The organism is Legionella quinlivanii, from assembly GCF_003265995.1.
GTDB classification, from domain to species: domain Bacteria; phylum Pseudomonadota; class Gammaproteobacteria; order Legionellales; family Legionellaceae; genus Legionella_C; species Legionella_C quinlivanii_A.
The window spans coordinates 172,772-192,115 of the sequence record NZ_MVJN01000003.1 but is presented as its reverse complement, the minus strand read 5'-3'; the positions used below and the strand labels follow the sequence as shown (position 1 = coordinate 192,115).

Here is a 19,344-nt window from a genome sequence, read left to right as displayed (position 1 = left end):
ATGAAATGCAAATGAAACCCTGCTGAATGAAACCTTGCTGAAACAGGACAAATTCATCTAACTTTTGAAAAACTAAAACAGTTTTTCATCGGAGAACTGAAGGCTGGGAAGAGATAACAAGGTATAAGTTTAAAGGGAATTAAGGTATCCTAGGGCTAAAAATCAGCCGGGAATGTCATAGGAATGAGTCTCTATAATTTAATAAAAAAACTGTTCCCTTTAAAGGGCAAAAAAGCGCTTCATGGGTTTTACCTGAAAAATAACTTACTCAATTCAATTACGAGAATATTTCGTCCAAACCATATTAGCTCTGATGATCTTATTAAGCTATGGCAACTCGCCGAAAGCGGTACGGTTGATGCTAATAAAATCTATCAACGATTATCTAAATTAAGGCGCGTTAATCCTACAAATTATGCCTTTTCTGCATTAGGAATATTTAGGCTTAATAAAGTTACAACCGCATACGAAATTATGGAAAAGGGGATAATGACATTCCCCAAGGACGAATCGATAAGACTATATTATCTTCACGTTTGTTCTTCGCGAAATGACTATGCCCGTTATGCTGAGTTTATAACAAAACAACCAGGAGCAGACCAAGGCTCCGAAATTACGCTAAGTGATTTTTATAAAAAAGCTATAAGCAGCGGTGAAATGATCGGTTTTATAGTTAACTTCAGTGAAATTAAACGCCACTGCGATGCTGTTGACTTTGCACTATTAAAAGAATTTTTTTTAGTAGCGCTTAGTCAAAAACCAATTTCTCTTCAGAATGCCAAGAACATCTTATTTTTAGGCAGATACCTGGACATCGAAAATGAGTTCTATTTAATGGTTTATGACAGACTCAAACAGTCGTTTCAAAATTTGAATGAGAATTCACAAAAATCAGTATATATCCTTAAGATTATTGCTTCCCTTACGCTTCCATCCGTCCCCGATCACAAAGCCATCAATAGCTTTATTGAAGCATGCAAACAATTGGCAGCAGACCCAATAACTCTAACTGAACCTATTAATGATATCTTAATAGATTGGGCGCCCTGGCAGTATCTATTTTCACTCCCTGCAATTGCGCATCCCGCAACTTATCATCGTGCAATTGCTGCATTCGAGCAGTTTGCGTTTGCCACATGGCCCGGGCTTAATTACATATCTGCACATGTTACTGAAAAACGCCAGGTACAGCTCCAAAGAAATCAAAAGATAAGGATTGGGTTTGCAGTTCACGATTCTATGCCCATGATGTCAGGCTTGCTTCGCAAACTCGATAGTACAATTTTTCACACAGTCTTCTTACGCCCAGGCGAAGCAGGCAGCTCAAAGACAGCTCAGGACTGGATAGGAAGTGCCGATGAAGTGGTCGAATATTCGCCGGTTGATGCTCTATCCGCCATTAAAACGATCTCTTCACAAAATCTCGACATTATAATTTCGGGACCCTCGATTGTTGCGATCTTTTTTCCAATGCTGGCGCGACTTGCTCCATTACAGATGGTTTTACTGGAGCCTAACTGGACTAACGGTGTGACTAATGCCGATTATTACATCTCCTGGCGACCAGCAGAACCAGTTCCTTCGCGAGACTTTTACAAAACGGCGGTGTCTTATCTCGAGCATCCACCTTACTGGATCGAAAAGCCAAGGGTTAATACAAACCGAAATTTCTCGACCAAGGCGCGTAATGAGATTCGCAAAAAACTATTGAATTGCACGCCAGAGGATCACATTTACTTATGTCCTAATACGCCTCCAAAAATTAATCCGCTCATGGATGACATGTTTGCTAAATTGCTAAAAGCAGATCCCGATGCAAAAATAGTAATACTTCGAAAGGACCTACTCTTATGTAAAACGCTCAGAATGAGGCTTCAGAAAAAGTTAATGCAGGATTTTAATCGCTGCATATTTCTGCCCACTTTAACCAAGAAAGATGCTCATGCCTTATTAATGTCTGTAGACTGTTGTTTGGACTCATTTCCTCAATGCGGTATGTCTTCCAGTTTTGACGCAATATTATTAGGGGTACCAGTAATAACACTTCCGTTTAATATACCCTTCGGTAGATGGACCGCTGCAATTTACGATTATATTGGTGTATCCGGGCTCACTGCTCAAGATCAAAACGAATATATTCAATTGGCATTGCGAGTTGCTAACGACGTGGAGTGGCGAGAACAAAAAGCACGGGAAATAAAAGAAAAAGCTTCTTTGTATGTTGAGAGTACTGTAGCCTTTGAGGAATTTCAGAAATTTATTATTCATGCTTGGGAACGTAAGCTTAGAGATTTTTCCCCTGCTAACTGGATACACGGGGAATGGCAGGAATCGAAAACCACACCGCCTCTCACTGAGTCGACTGGCGAGGCCGTCCATTGAACTTGACAATGGAAAAACGATAGTTCAAATTATACACATGAACGCCATTCAAGAATTACTGTTGCTGTAGATTAATGCAGCAACAACCGTTTCTTTTATAAGAATAACTTCATCGATAAACCTATCCCAGGGCGACAGGAATAGCTGCGTATTAAATGAACGTTGTACCTAAACCTATAGAATTACAACAGGCATGTGTTAAGCTGAGTTCAAGTTTCCTTTTTCTGCTAGCTCACCGCCAATGCCTCCTTTTTGATATTCCTGAGCTTCCTAACTGCACTGGGCTGTTGCAAAAGAGCCTGATATATTTCCCGCTGAATCGCAAGAACCTCTTCTCTGTTTTCCATTGCCCACAGAATTTTATCTGCCATAGCTTCCCAGTCATAAGGATCAAAGCAAGACACACTATCGATATCGCTTATCAGAAAATCATTCCGGTAATGATTTGAAACAATCATTGGCGTATCAAACGAGAGTGATTCAATGAATAAATACTGAATATTGTAAGCATCAAAAGCAGGATCGATTACCAAATCTGCCAAATTATAACAAGCCGCCAGCTCCTGAGTTGAGAGATCGCTTATCCATAATACGTGCTGATAGAGCTGATGTTTTTGAATATACTCCATTGTCTTCGTTTCAACTCTGTGGATATAGATTAACAATTTTGCATTCAGACGCTTTTTTTCCAGTAAATACTGGTAAGCTTTTAGCAAGCTCATGAGATTACTATTTGATTTCAATCTGCAATTGTAAAAGAGAAAGCTCATTTCATCTCCCTGGTGATGAAATGGAAACTCCGTTGAGTAATTGCGGTAATAGATCATTTTGAGCAGATTACGAGATAGGAGTAATATTGCCGCCCGGTTATCGACGAAGCCGGTAACTTCAATTGATTGATGCAAATTCAAAGGATAGGGCTGTAGAATGGATATTTTCTCTTCCTGTTTACCGTATTGTTTCATCAAACGTCTTCTATTCCGTTCGGAACTGGTGATCAAACGCCTGGCGTTTTTAATATTGCACTGCATATCAACTAATTTTGAAACATATCGTTGATCTGCCTGGATGAGAGGGGAGTTGAAGATACTATCGGCTAACATAGTAAAATTACCCTTGAGCCGGCTCACCTGAATATAAGAATGAAGAGGATAGATCCATGTTTCAATGTCATCACGATGATTCACCAGCTCCAGAATCTTTTCAAACTCGTTATGTATAACGGCTTCATAAATATAATTTTTATTCCTACTGTTTGGACTCTTCCTGTTTTTCAGGAAAAAGCCTTTAACTTGTCGATCGCCTCGTTGTAATATTCTTTGGCCAATTAAATAACAAAAATAAACCATGCCAAGCGCTAAACCCAGCGGAGCCATCAGGCAAAATAATAAACATAAACCAGTAAAAACAACATAGCTCCTTGTAGTAACAAGCCTTACGGCAAAGAAATTCATTATTCTAAAAAACTTATTAGATAGTGTCTTTGCAATTAATGACGCTCGGTGTGGATTCAACTTTTTCCGGATAGTTGCACTCCATTGAATAAGCTTAAAAATAAGAGGCTTGGCTGGCGGAGAAAGCAATTCGAGATTGGAAGCCGACAGGTTATTCCTGGTGAAAAACTGCTGCAATCCCTTCTGACTCCAGGAGGGACAAGCCACAACCATCTCTCTGGATTCCTTCTCCATTGTTCTAAATAGATTGACCAACTCCTCACTTTGCTCATCATAGATTCCAGAGCTTGAAGGATAAACCAGATAAACTCCACATTTTTTTATAGACATTGTTCGATTTTTTCCCAATAAGCACGTTGTAATGTTTTAATCAGTTCATCAATCACTTTAACATTAGCGGAATCCTTCGTTTTTCCATTTAATTCCATTCTTTGGAGCGTCTCTGCCATAGATAAAGGATTCAATTCATCCATCCATTGAATATTCAGGTTGAACTGCTTATACAGCTCATCCATGATTGGATGTCTAGCAGCGATACTCGGCACGCGAAATTGAGCGGCTTTTACCAGGGGTAATGAAACACTGCCCCCCTGTATAGTTGGAAACCACAGAAATTCAGCATCACGAATAGAATGACTAAAATCTGCACTGATCTCTCCAGAGAAGTAAACCGGCTCATCTTTAAACCAGGAAGACATCTCTTCTCCAAGCTGTTTGAGATCGCTTTGATGCAAGCCAATTATCTGGCATTGCATTGTACCATTAAAGACTTCGTAATAGGCCTTGAGCGCTTTCAATCCCAGTATGTTGCTTTCAACCTGCGTGCTCGCAAACCATACAAAGTGAGGCGTACTCTGACCCTGGAATTGAATACTGTCTGAATGGTTTTCTATATCTATCAACCAGAAGTCATTTATCTTTTTTCTGGACAATCCAACCACTTTCAACAGATTATCCTGTACATGTTTGGAGCTTACAAACACCTCACGAGCATAAGTAGCAAGGTGCAGCAAATGATGATCAAACAGCTCTATTCTGTTATGGCTTGTAAAATCAGTAATCATTAGCACATAGGGTTTCACCGGCAAAATCGGATATTTTCCAGATCCAGAGAATGTTATCCAGAGATCGCAATCAAAAAAGTAGTTAATTCCATCATCAGGTACATAGTAATTAATATCTTTGACCTCGCGGTAACTGCCAGAATATTTCACTGCCCTGCGTGCCTCTCCGGGGGATAGTTCTCTCCATTGGAATGGGCGAATCTTCAACGTTTGATTTGATAGTAGTGTAGGATCAATATGAAAATCATTTAAATTATCGGCATATCCAAGAACCAGTTCAACTGCCTGATTCGCCTGGCTAGCCGCTTCCTTAATTGCCTTAGCTAGAACATTTCCATAAAGATAACTGCTGCTTGTCCTGGGACCTAGTAAAATTGCGATGCGGTACATTTCTTTACCAGCAACTCCCTTTTTACCCTGGTAACTCTCATAGAGATTTTCAATATGCTTGAACCCATCTTCCCAGGCTTTCTGGCAATTCTCAAAATGCATTGGCTCCAAGAGGACAGTTTGGGAATCTCGAATTGAATCAATTAATTTCCAATCATCGTTTAATATCCGCTCAATTTTATTTCTCGCCTCGGAAATTGTCTTGCATCGACCAGGCAGACTTGTACCACCGAACCGATCCAATATACCCCCCGCCATAAACACCAGGGGCATCCCAGCTTTTATAGCCTCGAATGGATGGAAATGAATGTGATTGGGCTCAGAACTGTGATAAAACATAACCCGCATTTCACGCATATTGTTTTCATGTTCTTCTTTGCTGACGAAGCCGCTTACATTAGGATCCGGTACGTAAATAGGCTGGCTGCCGGCAATCACATGAGGCAAATCACCGTAATATTTCAGAAAGTCTTTATAGATTCCTTCATAGTAAAAATTGAATCCAATATCCGGGCATACAAAATAAATTTTTTTATTGACACCCGACCAGTGGGTCGTAACTTCACAACTAGCAAGACCAAGGGGTAGAAATAATTGGCGCTCACTAAGTGCACGCATCTCAATTTCATGTAGATGAGAATAAGCTTGGCCAAAAATTAGACGCTTATCAAGAGTCTCCAACTCTTTGCTATAGTCAATTGCATCGACCTGCAGTAAATGAGTATAACTTAGCGTTTTATCCAAACCATAGGCCCGCCAGACCGCAATTCCGTTGAAATTTCTGGCGATCGCGTTTAATAGAGTGCGATGATGAAGAATAAAAAATAGTACTTTGAAATGCTTATTTACAATCGACCACGCTTCCTTGCTGGGTGAAGTATACCAATCTTGATCATTCAAAATCGCCAGTTCTTCCGCACTGATCGTCAGATATTCATCTTCCGAAAAGTCGACGGAAGCACTGCGAAAACTGGGGTCTGCAGGAAAACGTTTTGGCAAGAAGATTTCCTTGATGCCAATTTTTTTTAACATTTTAACTTCAAATTTTCTTGCTGCTCCATGATTAAGCAACCACATCACTCTTGTATTCATAACTTCTCTAAAATAATGGAATCATTAAGATCAGCAATATCACTCTTGACAGGAAAGAAAAACTCCCTAATAGAAAGCGAGGGCTGTCTTAGTTGCTCGGTTAGATATTTTCCAAATCTTATAAAAGGTTTCTCCACATACATGTACGAAATATATGCAAAGGGAATAGACAAAGCCATAATTAAAAAGGCGTAAACGAACCCATAGAAAAACGGAGACTGGCTAAACTCGTCTGTGTTGGCTAGAGTATAAGGTGAAAAGACAAACACCCACATCACTGCGACATTTAACAGATAATAACTGTAACTAATTTTGCCGAGAAACTGAGAATATTTATTCTCCAGAAACCGGTGAACGAATGTAGATTGCCCTCCATAGGCGATTAGGCTGATAAATATAGCCAGACAAATGACCTGAAAAAAGAATCCCGGAATTGCAGCGACCGGCAATAAGGCCCTGCCTAGCAAAGCAAAGAGCAGAATGAGAACAATCGTTGAACCCTGGTAATTTTTCTGGAAAATAATTTTCATTTCCGGAGTAGCCATCAACATTCCGGTCATAAAGGCAAACAGGTTGCTGCTCATATTAGGTAAATGCAGAGTTAAGGCAGGTTGTTGGATAGCCTCCATTGAAAAAATCCATAACACCAAGGCCATAATCACACTGTAACGGCAGTAAATCACTGCCATGAAAAGAATAAACGGGGTGGCCAATAACTCGATCTGAATACTGGTAGAAGGGCCATGAACGGTAATTTTATATAATAATGCATTTTTCATGGTCTCGAAGGCATCAAGAACAGGAAAGTTTGGCCAGAACAGGCTTATGAAATGTGTGCCGGTATACATGACCAGCATGCAGAAGAAAATTGCCGGATACAATCTGAATAATCGGCGAATGACGAATAATCCTATTTCTTTATGATTTAACTCTCGCGCAGCTAACAGCGAATAATGCAGGACAAATCCACTGAGCACATAAAATAACAAAACGGCCGTTCCTCCATTCAAGAAGGTCAGAATAAGTTTTTCCAGTACTGCCTGCCCATGCAAGTCAGTTATTGATGGCTCAAGCACATTTGGGATCAACGGAAGTGAGAAATGTAGAATTGCATGATAAATGGTGACGATCAGAGCCGCGTAGCCTCTTGCACCGTCCAGGGCTTTAAAATGTTTAACCTCTTTCATCATTTTCATCCCAATTAAAAACACTCATAATTCTGTCCTTTATTACTTACAATGTAATAATTGAATTATCTCAACAATTTCCTCGCAGGCGATCCTACATAAATCCCTGGCTCATTAATATCGCTAATCACTGTACTCCCGGCACCAATTATCACATCGTCATGAATCCTCACTCCGTCAATGATGACTGCTCCAGCTCCAACAAACACATGTTTCCCGATAGAAACCTTTCCAGCAACAGTCGCATTGACCGAAATGTGACTAAACTCTCCCACTACGCAATCATGCTCTATTATTGCGCCAGTGTTTATAATACAACCATCAGCGATTAGCCCAAGCGGGCCTATACTAGCGAAGTGTCCCACGAAACATCCTTTGCCGATTTGTATCCCAACGGATTGCTGCGCATGTGGAGAAACGACGCTCAGCACCTCCAATCCATTACTGGTTGCCCATTCCATCTGTTGACGTCGCCTGGAATTATCCCCCGCTGCCAGGCAACATCTGGTGACTGATTCCGGATAGGAATTAACTACAGGGAAGTTCAAAAATCGTTCATCCGCGTAAGCATTATCATCCACAAAAACCAGCTGCTCATACCCCGCTGACAAAGCAACATCAGCGACACTTCTTGCATGCCCCCCAAATCCCATCACTACTAACAGTTTTTTATTCATAAGCATTAACAGTATCCCCTACGGCATTGTGATGGGTTATCCTGTCCAAAATAGCGATATATTCACTGACTACATCATTCCACTTACGGTTCATTAATGCCTTATATGCGGGAATTTGCTCGTCTAGCAACTGGTTTTTATTCGCAATTGCCCATTTAATTTTTTGAGCCATAGCATACCAGTCGTAGGGGTCAAACAACATCAATTCCTGTAAATGAGGATCAGATATAATTTCCCGGGTAACAGGTATATTGGCCATGATAACCGGAGTACCGACAGAGAGGGCTTCAGTGAATGTAAACGGGCAGCCTCCTTCACTCAGACTGGGGTTAACCGCCAAATCAGCCAACTTATAACAGGCAGCCAGCTCTTTTACACTCAAACCAGATAAAAGCAAAACATCTTTTTGCAGGCAATTTTCTGCGATATAGTTATCGATTTCATCCATAATTTTCGGCTTTCCTGTCAAAACCAGCTTATGGGTGACCAGGCTTTTTTTAAGCAAGTAATGATAGGCTTTTAACAGCGTTAATATGTTTTTGGATGGTCTGAACTGGCTTGCATAAAATAAATACTTCATCTGCGTATTGCCAAAGCGGTTTACATATTCTGGAAAAGAGGATTTTTTCAATGCACTTTGAAGCAGCGACTCACTAAGCCGTTCGATCGATACGTTGTTTCTTTGTTCCGATTCATCATTTAGATAGTTATCCAGTGTATTGGGTGCATGCGTAATCACACTAACCTGCTCGGGATTCAACTTATATTTTTGTACCAGAACACTATGTTTGATGTGTTCACTATAGGTTACAAAATGATGGCCATTTAGAATGGCCTCTTCAACATCATTAAATGTATTGATGAACCGGTCCCCACCAACAAAAGAAAAACCGACGGGAAACTCGCCAAGAACCACATCGGGAACACACATGAGGCGCGGAGCCTGGATGCGGTTAAAGGATGGCCAGAATGCTGTGGGTGAATACCAGGCTTTAACTTGTTTGAGATTATTAATTATCTCTAGCATCAAATTAGTTTCCTGGTCCTCAACTTGTCTAAACCACGAAAAAATAGTAGCGCTTTGCTTGGGATTAATAAAAACAGTCACCACTTTGCGTAGTACGCGTTTGGGAGCCTTAAAGACTTTCCTTAAACGGTATCGAAGTTTGATGTCATCGCTTAGCCATTTGAATAAATGGATGATAAACTTTGTAGTATAAAGAAGTGAAGCAGTTACAATCAAAGCAACCAAACACATCAGAAACTGGAGAATATTTGTTGACCCAATAAACTTCGATTTAAGCAATTCATATTGCCTCATGCATTTTTCAAATAACACAAACCTCTTACGGGGCGCATCTTTCTTCTTTTTGCGGTACTTGACCCACGTGCTGTACAAGTTGAATAGTTTCAGTGAAATTACGTTATAACGCGGAGTAAACAGATGAAATGAATTGGCAGGCACCTCTTCTGCTTTCATAAGAGCATATATACTTTTTTTACTCCAACTGGGAGACACTATAATAAATTGCGCATCACAATTCTCTATTGCCCCTTTTAAAAAGGCTGCCAAATGGCGTCCCAATCCCTGATCACGCAGATCTATTGTGGGAGGATAAGCCAAATAAATTCCGTAGGTTTTTTTTACAGACATTCTTCAACAGCCCTCCAATATTCCTCCGATTTATTTTTGGGAAAATGTCCTTCAATTGTTGAATTCCTCTTTCTTATCAGAAGTAACTGTTGATAATTATCTTCCATCCATTTAAGTTGTGTTGCCATATCGACTGGATCATCCGGATTCATCCAGGCAATATCCAGTTGAAAGCTGTCTTGCAGCTCGCGCATAGCCTGATAGGAGCTTGACAACGATGGAACACCCATTTGGGCTGCCTCAACCACACTAAATGTTCCATTATCTATAAGCGCGGTATGCCACAGGAAAGCCGCATTTCCCAACAATTCCTGGTAAACATTGTCGATCAGATTCCCACGTAATTTCAGCATCTCATTCATCCTGGCGGAAGCATGAAATTGTTCAATTAGCTTGCCCTGTTCTGGATCAAACAATTTTGTCGTTTCAACACCGGTGATATGACACTCCAAGGTTCCTCTCAATTGATCGTAATAATATCTAAGCGCTTTAAGCGAATTGAGATGGTTCTTATGCCTGGAGAGGTTAGTTGTCCAGACAAAATAGCTTCTTGTGAGGGTTGGAACCGGCTGGAAATCCATTTGGGGAACCAGCATAGGCATTCTGGTAATGCGCTCACTCTTTATTCCGGCATATTGCATGGCATCCTGCGCCGTCTGATTAGTCGTCACCCAGACTTTTTTTGCACAGTTCGCAGCATGTAATTGGATGTAATCATTGGCGATTATTTCCGGGATGTAGCGTTGGATATAATCATAGATCATCATAATATAAGGTTTTAAAGGTAATAGTGCAGCAGGCACACGATCGGATATTATAATCCAGAGATCACAGTCATTTAGACAATTCATATCATCATCGATTACTGCATAAAATTCTTCCGAAAGCAGGTAGTCACTGCAACCTGCATTCATCATAATGTTTACAGCGTCTTCTCTCCCTACCACATGCCAACGAAATGTTCTAAGTCGGATATCTGGCGACAGGCTCTTAAAGGCATCTTGACGTGTATAGTTAAAGCCCTCCAAGCAAACTAAAATCAGCTCAATAGCACGACCACATTCTTTGGCTCCCTGCAATATAGCTTCAGCCATAAGGCAAATACCCCTTAAACTTCCACCGCCATAAGCCAAAGGCAAAACTATTGCAATTTTTTTAACAGGCCGATCACACAATGCACTTATATCCCCTCTAATCACCTCATCATACTCCAGCCAATTTTGTCCAATATTTTAATTATTCATGCGTTACCAAGTCTAACTGAATGTTTAGATAGCCACCACGCTGTTTAACTCTTTATAAAATTCAACTGATTCTCTAATATCGCCATCGAAAACCAGTTCGCCATGATGAAAAACCAGTCCTCTTTCGCAAAGAGTCTTTAACGATGCAAAATCATGAGAAGCCAATACAAGGATTTCTGCTCTTTCTATCAGGCTAAGAATACGTTCTTTCGCCTTGATCATGAAATTGGCATCACCGGTGCCAATAACCTCATCTAATAACAGGATATCGCCACCAACAGTAGTCGAAATAGCAAAGGCCAGGCGCACCTGCATACCGGCTGAATAGGTTTTTATGGGATAATCTATGAATTCGCCCAATCCGGCAAACTGAACAATTTCTTCTTCTTTTTCGCGCATGAAACGAGGTGACAATCCAAGCAAAAGTCCTCGGTAAAGAATATTTTCACGGCCCGTCGCATCGGGCTCAAATCCCAGACTTAAATCGAAAAGCGACCGCACTTCACCACAGACATCGAGCTTTCCGGATGAAATTGGATAAAGCCCTGCCACCGTTTTCAAAAAAGTACTCTTGCCAGCGCCATTGTGACCAAGTAAGCCGACTCGCTCACCCTGTTCAATAGTCAAACTTACGTTTTTTAAAGCATGAATATCTGAAATACGATGTTTATTTTGTTTAATCCCGCTGAATTTACTTAGCAATGATTTGAGAGAACGCTCTTGATAAGCCACTGAAGCGTAATGAAGATTGACCTTTTCCAGTTTGATATAATTCTTTTTCATAAATAAAAAATCACTCGACGTTCGGATTTTCGTCCTACCAGCACGGCTAAACAAGTACAAATAACTGCAGCAGCCAGGCAAACCAGATAGTTATCCAGCGTGGGCCATTTTCCTTCCAGCACAGGGGCACGAATTAGCTGCAGTAAATGATATAAAGGATTGTAGTCAACCAAGGCGTTTAGACCGCCGTTACGAAACATTTTTGCTTCAAAGTATACAGGGGAAATGAACCAGACAACCTGTAATATTAATCCCATCGCATGTGGAATATCTCTGAATCGGGTTCCCAGATACGCCAGCAAGCTCGCTAACGGCCAGACAATGATTGCCAGCAAAGGGAAAAAAGTGAAAATAGCCAGCCAGCAGAAACCAAAATTCTCTGGCATCACCACGAGAGCCCAAATCCATAGTACGATACTTGCTAACGCGAGGACAATAATATTACTGATAATCAGCCGCAGGGTATAAATGGCAAGGGGGTGCTTGCATTGCTTTATATAGGCATCGGCCTGTACAAAAGCGAGGGATCCGCCAGTTAAAGAAGAGCCTATGAACTCCCAGACAATCAGACCGGATAGAATGTAGGGCGCGTAATAAGTAATATTCACATGAAATAATCGGCTAAACACCAAAGCCAGCAGCAAGGTCATTCCTAGTGGTTGAATAATTGACCAGAAAATTCCCATTGCTGAACGGCGCCACCGCGATCGTAAATCAGCCAGGGCAAGGTGTGACCAAAAAAAGCGGGAAGACCAAATGCCCTTTAAATAGTTATTCATATGCAAATTTTTAACCAGTTTTTTACCAAACTGACTACTCCTCAGTTCAATAAATTGATGCAAAAGACCAGCAAAGAATGATACGCTAGTTATGGTTATAAATAAAGCAATCCATGCGGATTGCTTTCAACAAAAAATATATTACTTGCTAAAAAACAAACGGATAGTTTCACAAATATATGCCACGTCCTTATACTCTAGCACTGGAGAACTAGGCAGATTAATGCCGCGTTCAGACAGCGATTGAGCCACAGGAAACTCTCCATTTGCAGCGCAATGTGGTAACTGATGCGATGGATGAAAGAATGGCCGGGTTTCTATGCCTTTGGCTTTCATGAAATCACGAAGCGACTGGCGTTGGCTAGCATCATCGACAATAATCGAACACATCCAGAAAGAATGCCTGGTATCTTTCATTTCCTCATGTGAGTATAAAGGCAAATTGGCCAATCCTTCCTTATACCAGGAAGCAATTTCGCGTTTTTTAGCGAGAATTGCATCCGCTTGTTCTAATTGCGCCAAACCGATTGCCGCACAAATATTGGTCATCCGATAATTGTAGGCCACAATATTATGCCAGTACTCGCGTTCCGGAGAAACGCCCTGATTCTTTAGATGACAAGCGCGCTCATGCAATGCTTTCGTTTTGCAAAGGACCATACCGCCTTCGCCGGTGGTAATCGTTTTATTACCAAAAAAACTAAAAGTAGCCACATCACCAAAGGTACCCACATGCTGACCTTTATAGAGCGTCCCAAAGGCTTCTGCACAATCCTCAATTAAATACAGCTGGTGCTCTTTGCAGATAGCAGTCAGTTGATCCATATCGCAGGGCAGGCCATAAAGATGGACGGCCATCACTGCTTTGGTACGTGGTGTAATTTTACGGATAACATCCGCAGGATCAATTTGCAGGCTTGGCTCTAATGAATCGACATAAATCGGTGTGGCGCCAGTCTGGAGAATGGTATTCACTGAGGCAACATAAGTCAGTGTAGGCACGATTACTTCGTCACCTTCACCCAAGCCCAGCGCTTCCAGAGCCAGGTGAATGGCTACAGTGCCATTGGAAACAGTCGTTGCATAGGGCGAGCCAGTATATTCTGCAAAAGCCTTCTCAAATCTGGAAATGAATTCGCCCTTGGATGAAATCCAGGTGGAATCCAGACATTGATTAACATATTCTTTCTCACGACCACTAAAATACGGTTGGTAGACTGGGATCATTCTGTGTTCACCTGCTAAGCATTATTCATTGAAATTGGTATATTTAAAGCCGTGCTGGCGCATCAAATCATCGCGTTGCGCTTCTTTCAAGTCTTCACTCATCATCTCAGTGACTAATTCTTCAAATGTCGTTTTAGGCTCCCAACCTAACTTCTCTTTTGCTTTAGTGGCATCACCAAGCAGAGTTTCTACTTCAGCAGGCCGGAAATAGCGTGGGTCCACCTCAACGATACAGCGGCCCGTTTTGGCATCGTATCCCTTTTCCTGCTCGTTCTGACCTTCCCATTGAATGTCAATCTCTATCTTTCTGGCTGCAATTTCAACGAATTCGCGTACAGAATGCTGCTTTCCAGTGGCAATCACGAAGTCTTCCGCTTGATTTTGCTGTAGCATCAGCCACTGCATTTCTACGTAATCACGGGCATGTCCCCAATCACGCAATGCGTTTAAATTACCCAGGTAGAGCTTATCCTGGAAACCCAGTTTTATTCTTGCCAGAGCACGGGTAATTTTACGAGTAACAAAAGTTTCACCGCGAATAGGTGATTCGTGATTGAATAAAATCCCGTTACAAGCATAGATTCCATACGCTTCGCGATAGTTTACAGTCATCCAGTAAGCATAGAGTTTGGCCACTGCATAAGGGCTTCGGGGATAGAAAGGTGTGGTTTCACGCTGCGGAACTTCCTGCACTAATCCATACAGCTCTGAAGTGCTAGCCTGATAAAAGCGGGTTTTTTTCGCAAGGCCGGTAATTCGAATTGCTTCAAGCAGTCTTAATGCGCCCAGGGCGTCTGAATTGGCGGTGTACTCGGGCTCTTCAAATGATACAGCAACATGGCTTTGCGCTGCCAGGTTATAGATTTCATCCGGCTGTACTTGTTGCACGATACGGACAAGGCTTGAGGAATCGGTTAAATCACCATGGTGCAAGGTTAAATCATAACCTTTGCAATGAGGATCATGGTATAGATGGTCGATGCGCGCTGTGTTAAACAAAGAAGAGCGGCGTTTGATACCATGAACTTCATAGCCTTTTGCCAGTAGTAGTTCAGCAAGATAAGCTCCATCTTGTCCAGTGATACCAGTAATTAATGCGACTTTCTTTTGCATGCTATTTCCTCAACCACCATTTCGTATTTGTTGCTAATTATAAACGTGAGCTAGTCTGCGTGAATTAATGACTCCACTTCACGTACCCGTTCGTTAACCAGAGAATGACAACCACGCGATTCAATATTAAGGCGTAATAAGGGCTCAGTATTGGAGGCGCGAATATTCATACGCCATTGACTGAACTCAAGACTTAAGCCATCTGTCTCATCAACATGGGGAGTTTCATCTCCGGTCTTTGCATTTAAATAATAATTTAACACCCTTTCAAGGACCGGTTTCACATCAATTACCTTGTAATTTAATTCGCCGCTGCAGGGATAAAGCGACATTCTTTCCTTGACCAGTTGTGATAAGGTTTTACCTGTTCTGGATAATAACTCAAGAACAAGCAACCAGGGGATCATTCCGCTATCGCAATAGGCAAAATCCCGAAAATAATGATGAGCACTCATCTCACCGCCGTAAATGGCATTCTCCTGTCGCATTCTTTCTTTAATAAAGGCATGGCCAGTTTTACTCTGAATCGGTAAACCGCCGGCATTGCTCACCACGTCGATAGTATTCCAGGTAAGTCTGGGATCATAAATGATTTTTTCAGCAGGATATTGTTTAAGAAACGTAGCGGCCAATAATCCCACTATATAGTAGCCTTCAATAAACTGGCCTTCTTCGTCAAAGAGAAAACAGCGGTCAAAATCACCATCCCAGGCAATACCCATTGCTGCCTGGTGTTGCTTTACCGCATCAGCGGTTGAGGAACGATTTTCCGGCAGCAGGGGATTAGGAATACCATTGGGAAAATGTCCATCCGGCTCATGATTAATCTTGATAAACTGAATGGGGATACTGCGTTGTTTAAAGCGCTTTTCCAATTCATCTATTACATGACCTGCTGCACCATTACCGGCATTTACGACCAATTGGCAGGGGCTTATCGCCTGTAGGTCAATATATTCAAGCAAATGGTCGCAATAGGCCTGCAATATACTTTGCTGTATGCAGCTTCCTTTTCTGGAAGGAGTAGTGAACTCACTCTGCTCAGCAAGGCGTTGAATTTCTCTAAGCCCGCTATCGCCGCTAATTGGCAGCGCTTTGCGTCCGACCATTTTCATGCCGTTATAATTCATGGGATTATGGCTGGCCGTCACCTCGATGCCGCCATCGACATCCCAATGAAACGATGCGAAATAGACTTCTTCGGTGCCGGTCAGACCCAAATCAATAACATCCGCACCGGCATCATTAATTCCACGGATGAGTGCCGCCTTTAGAGACTCTGTTGACAGCCGGATATCACCGCCAACAACCAGACGTTTGGCATTCAGAAACTGCGCAAAGGCCCGGCCAATGCGATAAGCAATTGACTCATCAAGGTCAATACCCAGTTGCCCGCGTATATCATAGGCTTTAAAGCAGGTTAGAGCAGTCATTCACACTCGTCCGTAATTATCTTCAAATCGGATAATATCATCTTCCCCGAGATATTCTCCACTTTGAACTTCGATCATGACCAGATTCAGCACCCCAGGATTTTCCAAACGATGCCGATGTCCTGCGGGGATGTAAGTGGACTGGTTCGTTCCCACCAGCATTTCCTGATCACCATTAACAACTTTCGCCATGCCACTGACCACAATCCAGTGTTCGCTGCGATGATGGTGCATTTGTAAACTTAAACTGGCACCTGGTTTTACTTCGATACGCTTGATTTTGAAATTGGTACCTTCTTCCAATACGGTGTAAGTACCCCAGGGCCGATGAACTGTACGGTGCAGCTTATGCGTTTCATGACCTCGTGCCTTTAATTCGGCATAAACATGCTTTACATCCTGGGCACGTTGATTATTCGCGACCAACAGAGCATCGGGTGTATCAATGATAATTAAATCATCTACACCAACAGCTCCTACCAAACGGTTATTACTCTGAATATAACAATTACTGCTTTCATGAATTAATGCCTGGCCTTCGACGCGGTTTCCTGCTTCATCAGGTGTTGATAACTCGCCGATTGCCCGCCAGGAGCCGATATCGCTCCAGCCAATATTGCAAGGCACCACAGCCACTTTTGAATTATGCGATGCTGGCTCCATTACTGCATAGTCTATGGAATTATCAGGGACTTCAGTGAATAAGGCAGAGTCAAGATGAATCTGCTCCGAACCCTGGCTAACATCATGCCTTGAAGCTGAAATGCAGCTCGCCGTTGCCTGTAATATTTCGGGACAAAACTGTTCTAATGCTTCCAGTATGCGGCCTGCTGTGAAGCAAAACATACCCGAGTTCCACAAATAATTACCAGAATCGATAAATGCCTGGGCATTTTCTTTTGTTGGTTTTTCAACGAAACGGTTTACTGAATAGCCTTCCGGTTTGCCTTCCTGCATCTTGAGGTTAATCGGCGCCGTAATATTGGCTTCAATATACCCATAGCCCGTTTCTGGATGATTGGGCTCAATACCAAACGTAACCAGATGACCTGCCGCTGCCAGCATGCTTGCCTGGGCAACCGCTGTCTGAAAAGCATCCTGATTATCAATCAGATGATCCGCTGCCAAAACCAGCATAACAGCATCATCCCCGTATTTTTTTGCAATCGTCAGTGCAGAAGATGCAATGGCTGCGGTGGTATTTTTACCAAAAGGCTCAAGAATAAATGAGGTATAAAGAGACTCAGTCTTGACTTCGCGGTAAGCATCCTGAATTTTGAAAAATAACTCACGATTGGTAACCGTCATTATTTCTTTAACGCCAGGAATTAGGGCGCCGCGTATAAACGCTTTTTGCAATAAACTTTGACCGTCACTGAGCTGAATAAAGGGCTTGGGATGTAATTCACGCGAAACCGGCCATAAACGAGAACCAGCTCCTCCGCATAAAATTGTTGGTATTATTTGCATTAAATCCTCACTGAAATCCTCAAAACTTCGGGGTGAATAGTCTGTTGACATGCCTTTGTAAAATCGCTGCACATAAAATTTCCCCGGAGTTTACCCTAGTCCTTGATAGAATGGAACCTTAAGCTCGGGTTAAATGATGAGCCCTCGATAGATATTGGCATAATCAGCAGCCATTTTATCTGCAGTGAAATGCTTAAGATAGCGGCTTCGCGCATTTTCTCCCATTGCAGCAGCTCTCTCCGGATTACTCCACAAATCAGTTAAAGCCTCTCTTAACTTCAAGGGGTTTTCTGGCGGAATAACGATGCCAGTTTCCTGATGCTGATTGATAAAGCTGGTCCCTGAACCAATTTCACAGGAAATTAATGGTTTGCCAGCCATCGCCGCCTCAAGAAGGGAAATCCCGAATGCTTCCGAGCGTAAATGGGAGGGAAATACGAAAGCGTAAGAAAGCTTAAGCAAGGCCATTTTATCCTCGTCTTCCAAGGCACCCGCAAAATAAAGCTGTTTTAAACCAAGCGATTCTGCCTGCTGTTTCAATGCAGCTTCTTCAGGTCCGCTTCCCACAATGACGACCGGATAATCCAGATCTTTCAATGACATCAATAAGGTATGCAGACCTTTATAATAGCGAAGCATTCCTACAAACAGAAAAAAGCGCTGGCCTAACCGTTGCCGCCAAAGGTCCAGTTTCTCCTTGGCAGGAAGAGGATACATCGATTCATCGAGCCCAATAGGTATAATGCTGGTTTTTTCTTTATAACGATTAAGCACCTCACTTGTTGCCAGATAATTGGGCGAGGTAGCAACTATTCGATCGACTCGTCCTAAAAAAGCATGCATTAAAGGCTGATAAAGTTTTAACAGATTTTTTTGGCGGACAATATCTGAATGATAGGTGACCACCGTTGGTTTTTTTATCCGTGAGACAAAATGCACCACATCCATAAACGGCCATGGAAAATGATAATGAATAACATCGGCTGCATTGGCTAGCAGCCGGAAACGCTGGATAGCTGAAAATGAAAATCCGGTTGAAGCCAGTTGAAAGTTCAGCGGGGCACGATGAACCGTATGACCTGCAAACTCAGTAGTGCCCGCCGTTTTATCTTTGCTTAAGGATAATACTTCACTGGAAACGCCTTGGGAGCTAGCGCTATTAATCAGCTGATAGATAAATTGCTCCACCCCACCCTTGCTCTCAGTGATATAGGTTTTGTAAAAATGAAGGACGCGCATTCCAGCCTGCTTTACCTTGAAATAATCCGGAATTGTAAAAGGCGAAGCTGTTTCTGTAAAGCTAACAGCTTTTTATGCTGTCAATGCGAGGAGGTGTTACGTAAATAAAGATAAGGACAAAAAATCGTCTTTGCGAGCGTCAGCGAAGCAATACAC

14 protein-coding genes are annotated in these 19,344 nt (G+C 42.1%); 1 reads left to right on the top strand and 13 read right to left on the bottom strand.

What is annotated here, in order from left to right; genetic code table 11:
• The first annotated feature begins 183 nt into the window (after nucleotides 1-183).
• Entirely contained in the window at nucleotides 184-2,382 is a 2,199-nt protein-coding gene (locus B1207_RS04570; RefSeq protein ID WP_112218810.1) for an O-linked N-acetylglucosamine transferase family protein, read from the top strand.
• A 227-nt stretch (nucleotides 2,383-2,609) separates the two neighbouring features.
• Here B1207_RS04570 and B1207_RS04565 read toward each other — a convergent pair whose 3' ends face one another.
• The 13 genes from B1207_RS04565 to B1207_RS04505 form a co-directional block, all read right to left on the bottom strand.
• Entirely contained in the window at nucleotides 2,610-4,166 is a 1,557-nt protein-coding gene (locus B1207_RS04565) for a glycosyltransferase (protein ID WP_112218809.1), read from the bottom strand.
• Entirely contained in the window at nucleotides 4,157-6,382 is a 2,226-nt protein-coding gene (locus B1207_RS04560) for a glycosytransferase (protein ID WP_112218808.1), read from the bottom strand. The genes B1207_RS04565 and B1207_RS04560 overlap by 10 nt, the downstream gene beginning before the upstream one ends.
• A complete protein-coding gene (locus tag B1207_RS04555; protein ID WP_172458124.1) occupies nucleotides 6,379-7,572 on the bottom strand; it encodes an acyltransferase family protein in 1,194 nt (397 codons plus the stop codon). The genes B1207_RS04560 and B1207_RS04555 overlap by 4 nt, the downstream gene beginning before the upstream one ends.
• Before the next feature lie 62 nt (nucleotides 7,573-7,634).
• A complete protein-coding gene (locus tag B1207_RS04550) occupies nucleotides 7,635-8,246 on the bottom strand; it encodes an acetyltransferase (protein WP_112219010.1) in 612 nt (203 codons plus the stop codon).
• A complete protein-coding gene (locus tag B1207_RS04545; protein ID WP_112218806.1) occupies nucleotides 8,239-9,900 on the bottom strand; it encodes a glycosyltransferase in 1,662 nt (553 codons plus the stop codon). Before B1207_RS04545 ends, B1207_RS04550 begins: the two co-directional genes overlap by 8 nt.
• On the bottom strand, nucleotides 9,891-10,994 hold the full coding sequence (locus tag B1207_RS04540; protein WP_146740015.1) for a glycosyltransferase family 4 protein: 1,104 nt from the start codon (nucleotides 10,992-10,994) through the stop codon (nucleotides 9,891-9,893). Before B1207_RS04540 ends, B1207_RS04545 begins: the two co-directional genes overlap by 10 nt.
• A 174-nt stretch (nucleotides 10,995-11,168) precedes the next feature.
• Nucleotides 11,169-11,927, bottom strand: a complete 759-nt coding sequence (locus tag B1207_RS04535) for an ABC transporter ATP-binding protein (RefSeq protein WP_112218804.1) — start codon at nucleotides 11,925-11,927, stop codon at nucleotides 11,169-11,171.
• Nucleotides 11,924-12,706, bottom strand: coding sequence for an ABC transporter permease (locus B1207_RS04530; RefSeq protein WP_112218803.1), 783 nt, complete (start codon nucleotides 12,704-12,706; stop codon nucleotides 11,924-11,926). Before B1207_RS04530 ends, B1207_RS04535 begins: the two co-directional genes overlap by 4 nt.
• Nucleotides 12,707-12,847: 141 nt before the next feature.
• Nucleotides 12,848-13,933: a DegT/DnrJ/EryC1/StrS family aminotransferase gene (locus tag B1207_RS04525; RefSeq protein ID WP_112218802.1), complete on the bottom strand. Its 1,086-nt coding sequence runs from the start codon at nucleotides 13,931-13,933 to the stop codon at nucleotides 12,848-12,850.
• A 21-nt stretch (nucleotides 13,934-13,954) separates the two neighbouring features.
• On the bottom strand, nucleotides 13,955-15,046 hold the full coding sequence (gene gmd, locus B1207_RS04520; protein WP_112218801.1) for a GDP-mannose 4,6-dehydratase: 1,092 nt from the start codon (nucleotides 15,044-15,046) through the stop codon (nucleotides 13,955-13,957).
• A 50-nt stretch (nucleotides 15,047-15,096) separates the two neighbouring features.
• A complete protein-coding gene (locus B1207_RS04515) occupies nucleotides 15,097-16,479 on the bottom strand; it encodes a phosphomannomutase CpsG (RefSeq protein ID WP_112218800.1) in 1,383 nt (460 codons plus the stop codon).
• A complete protein-coding gene (locus tag B1207_RS04510; protein ID WP_253255781.1) occupies nucleotides 16,480-18,021 on the bottom strand; it encodes a mannose-1-phosphate guanylyltransferase/mannose-6-phosphate isomerase in 1,542 nt (513 codons plus the stop codon).
• Between the two features lie 57 nt (nucleotides 18,022-18,078).
• Nucleotides 18,079-19,188, bottom strand: a complete 1,110-nt coding sequence (locus B1207_RS04505) for a glycosyltransferase family 4 protein (protein ID WP_112218799.1) — start codon at nucleotides 19,186-19,188, stop codon at nucleotides 18,079-18,081.
• Nucleotides 19,189-19,344: the final 156 nt, after the last annotated feature.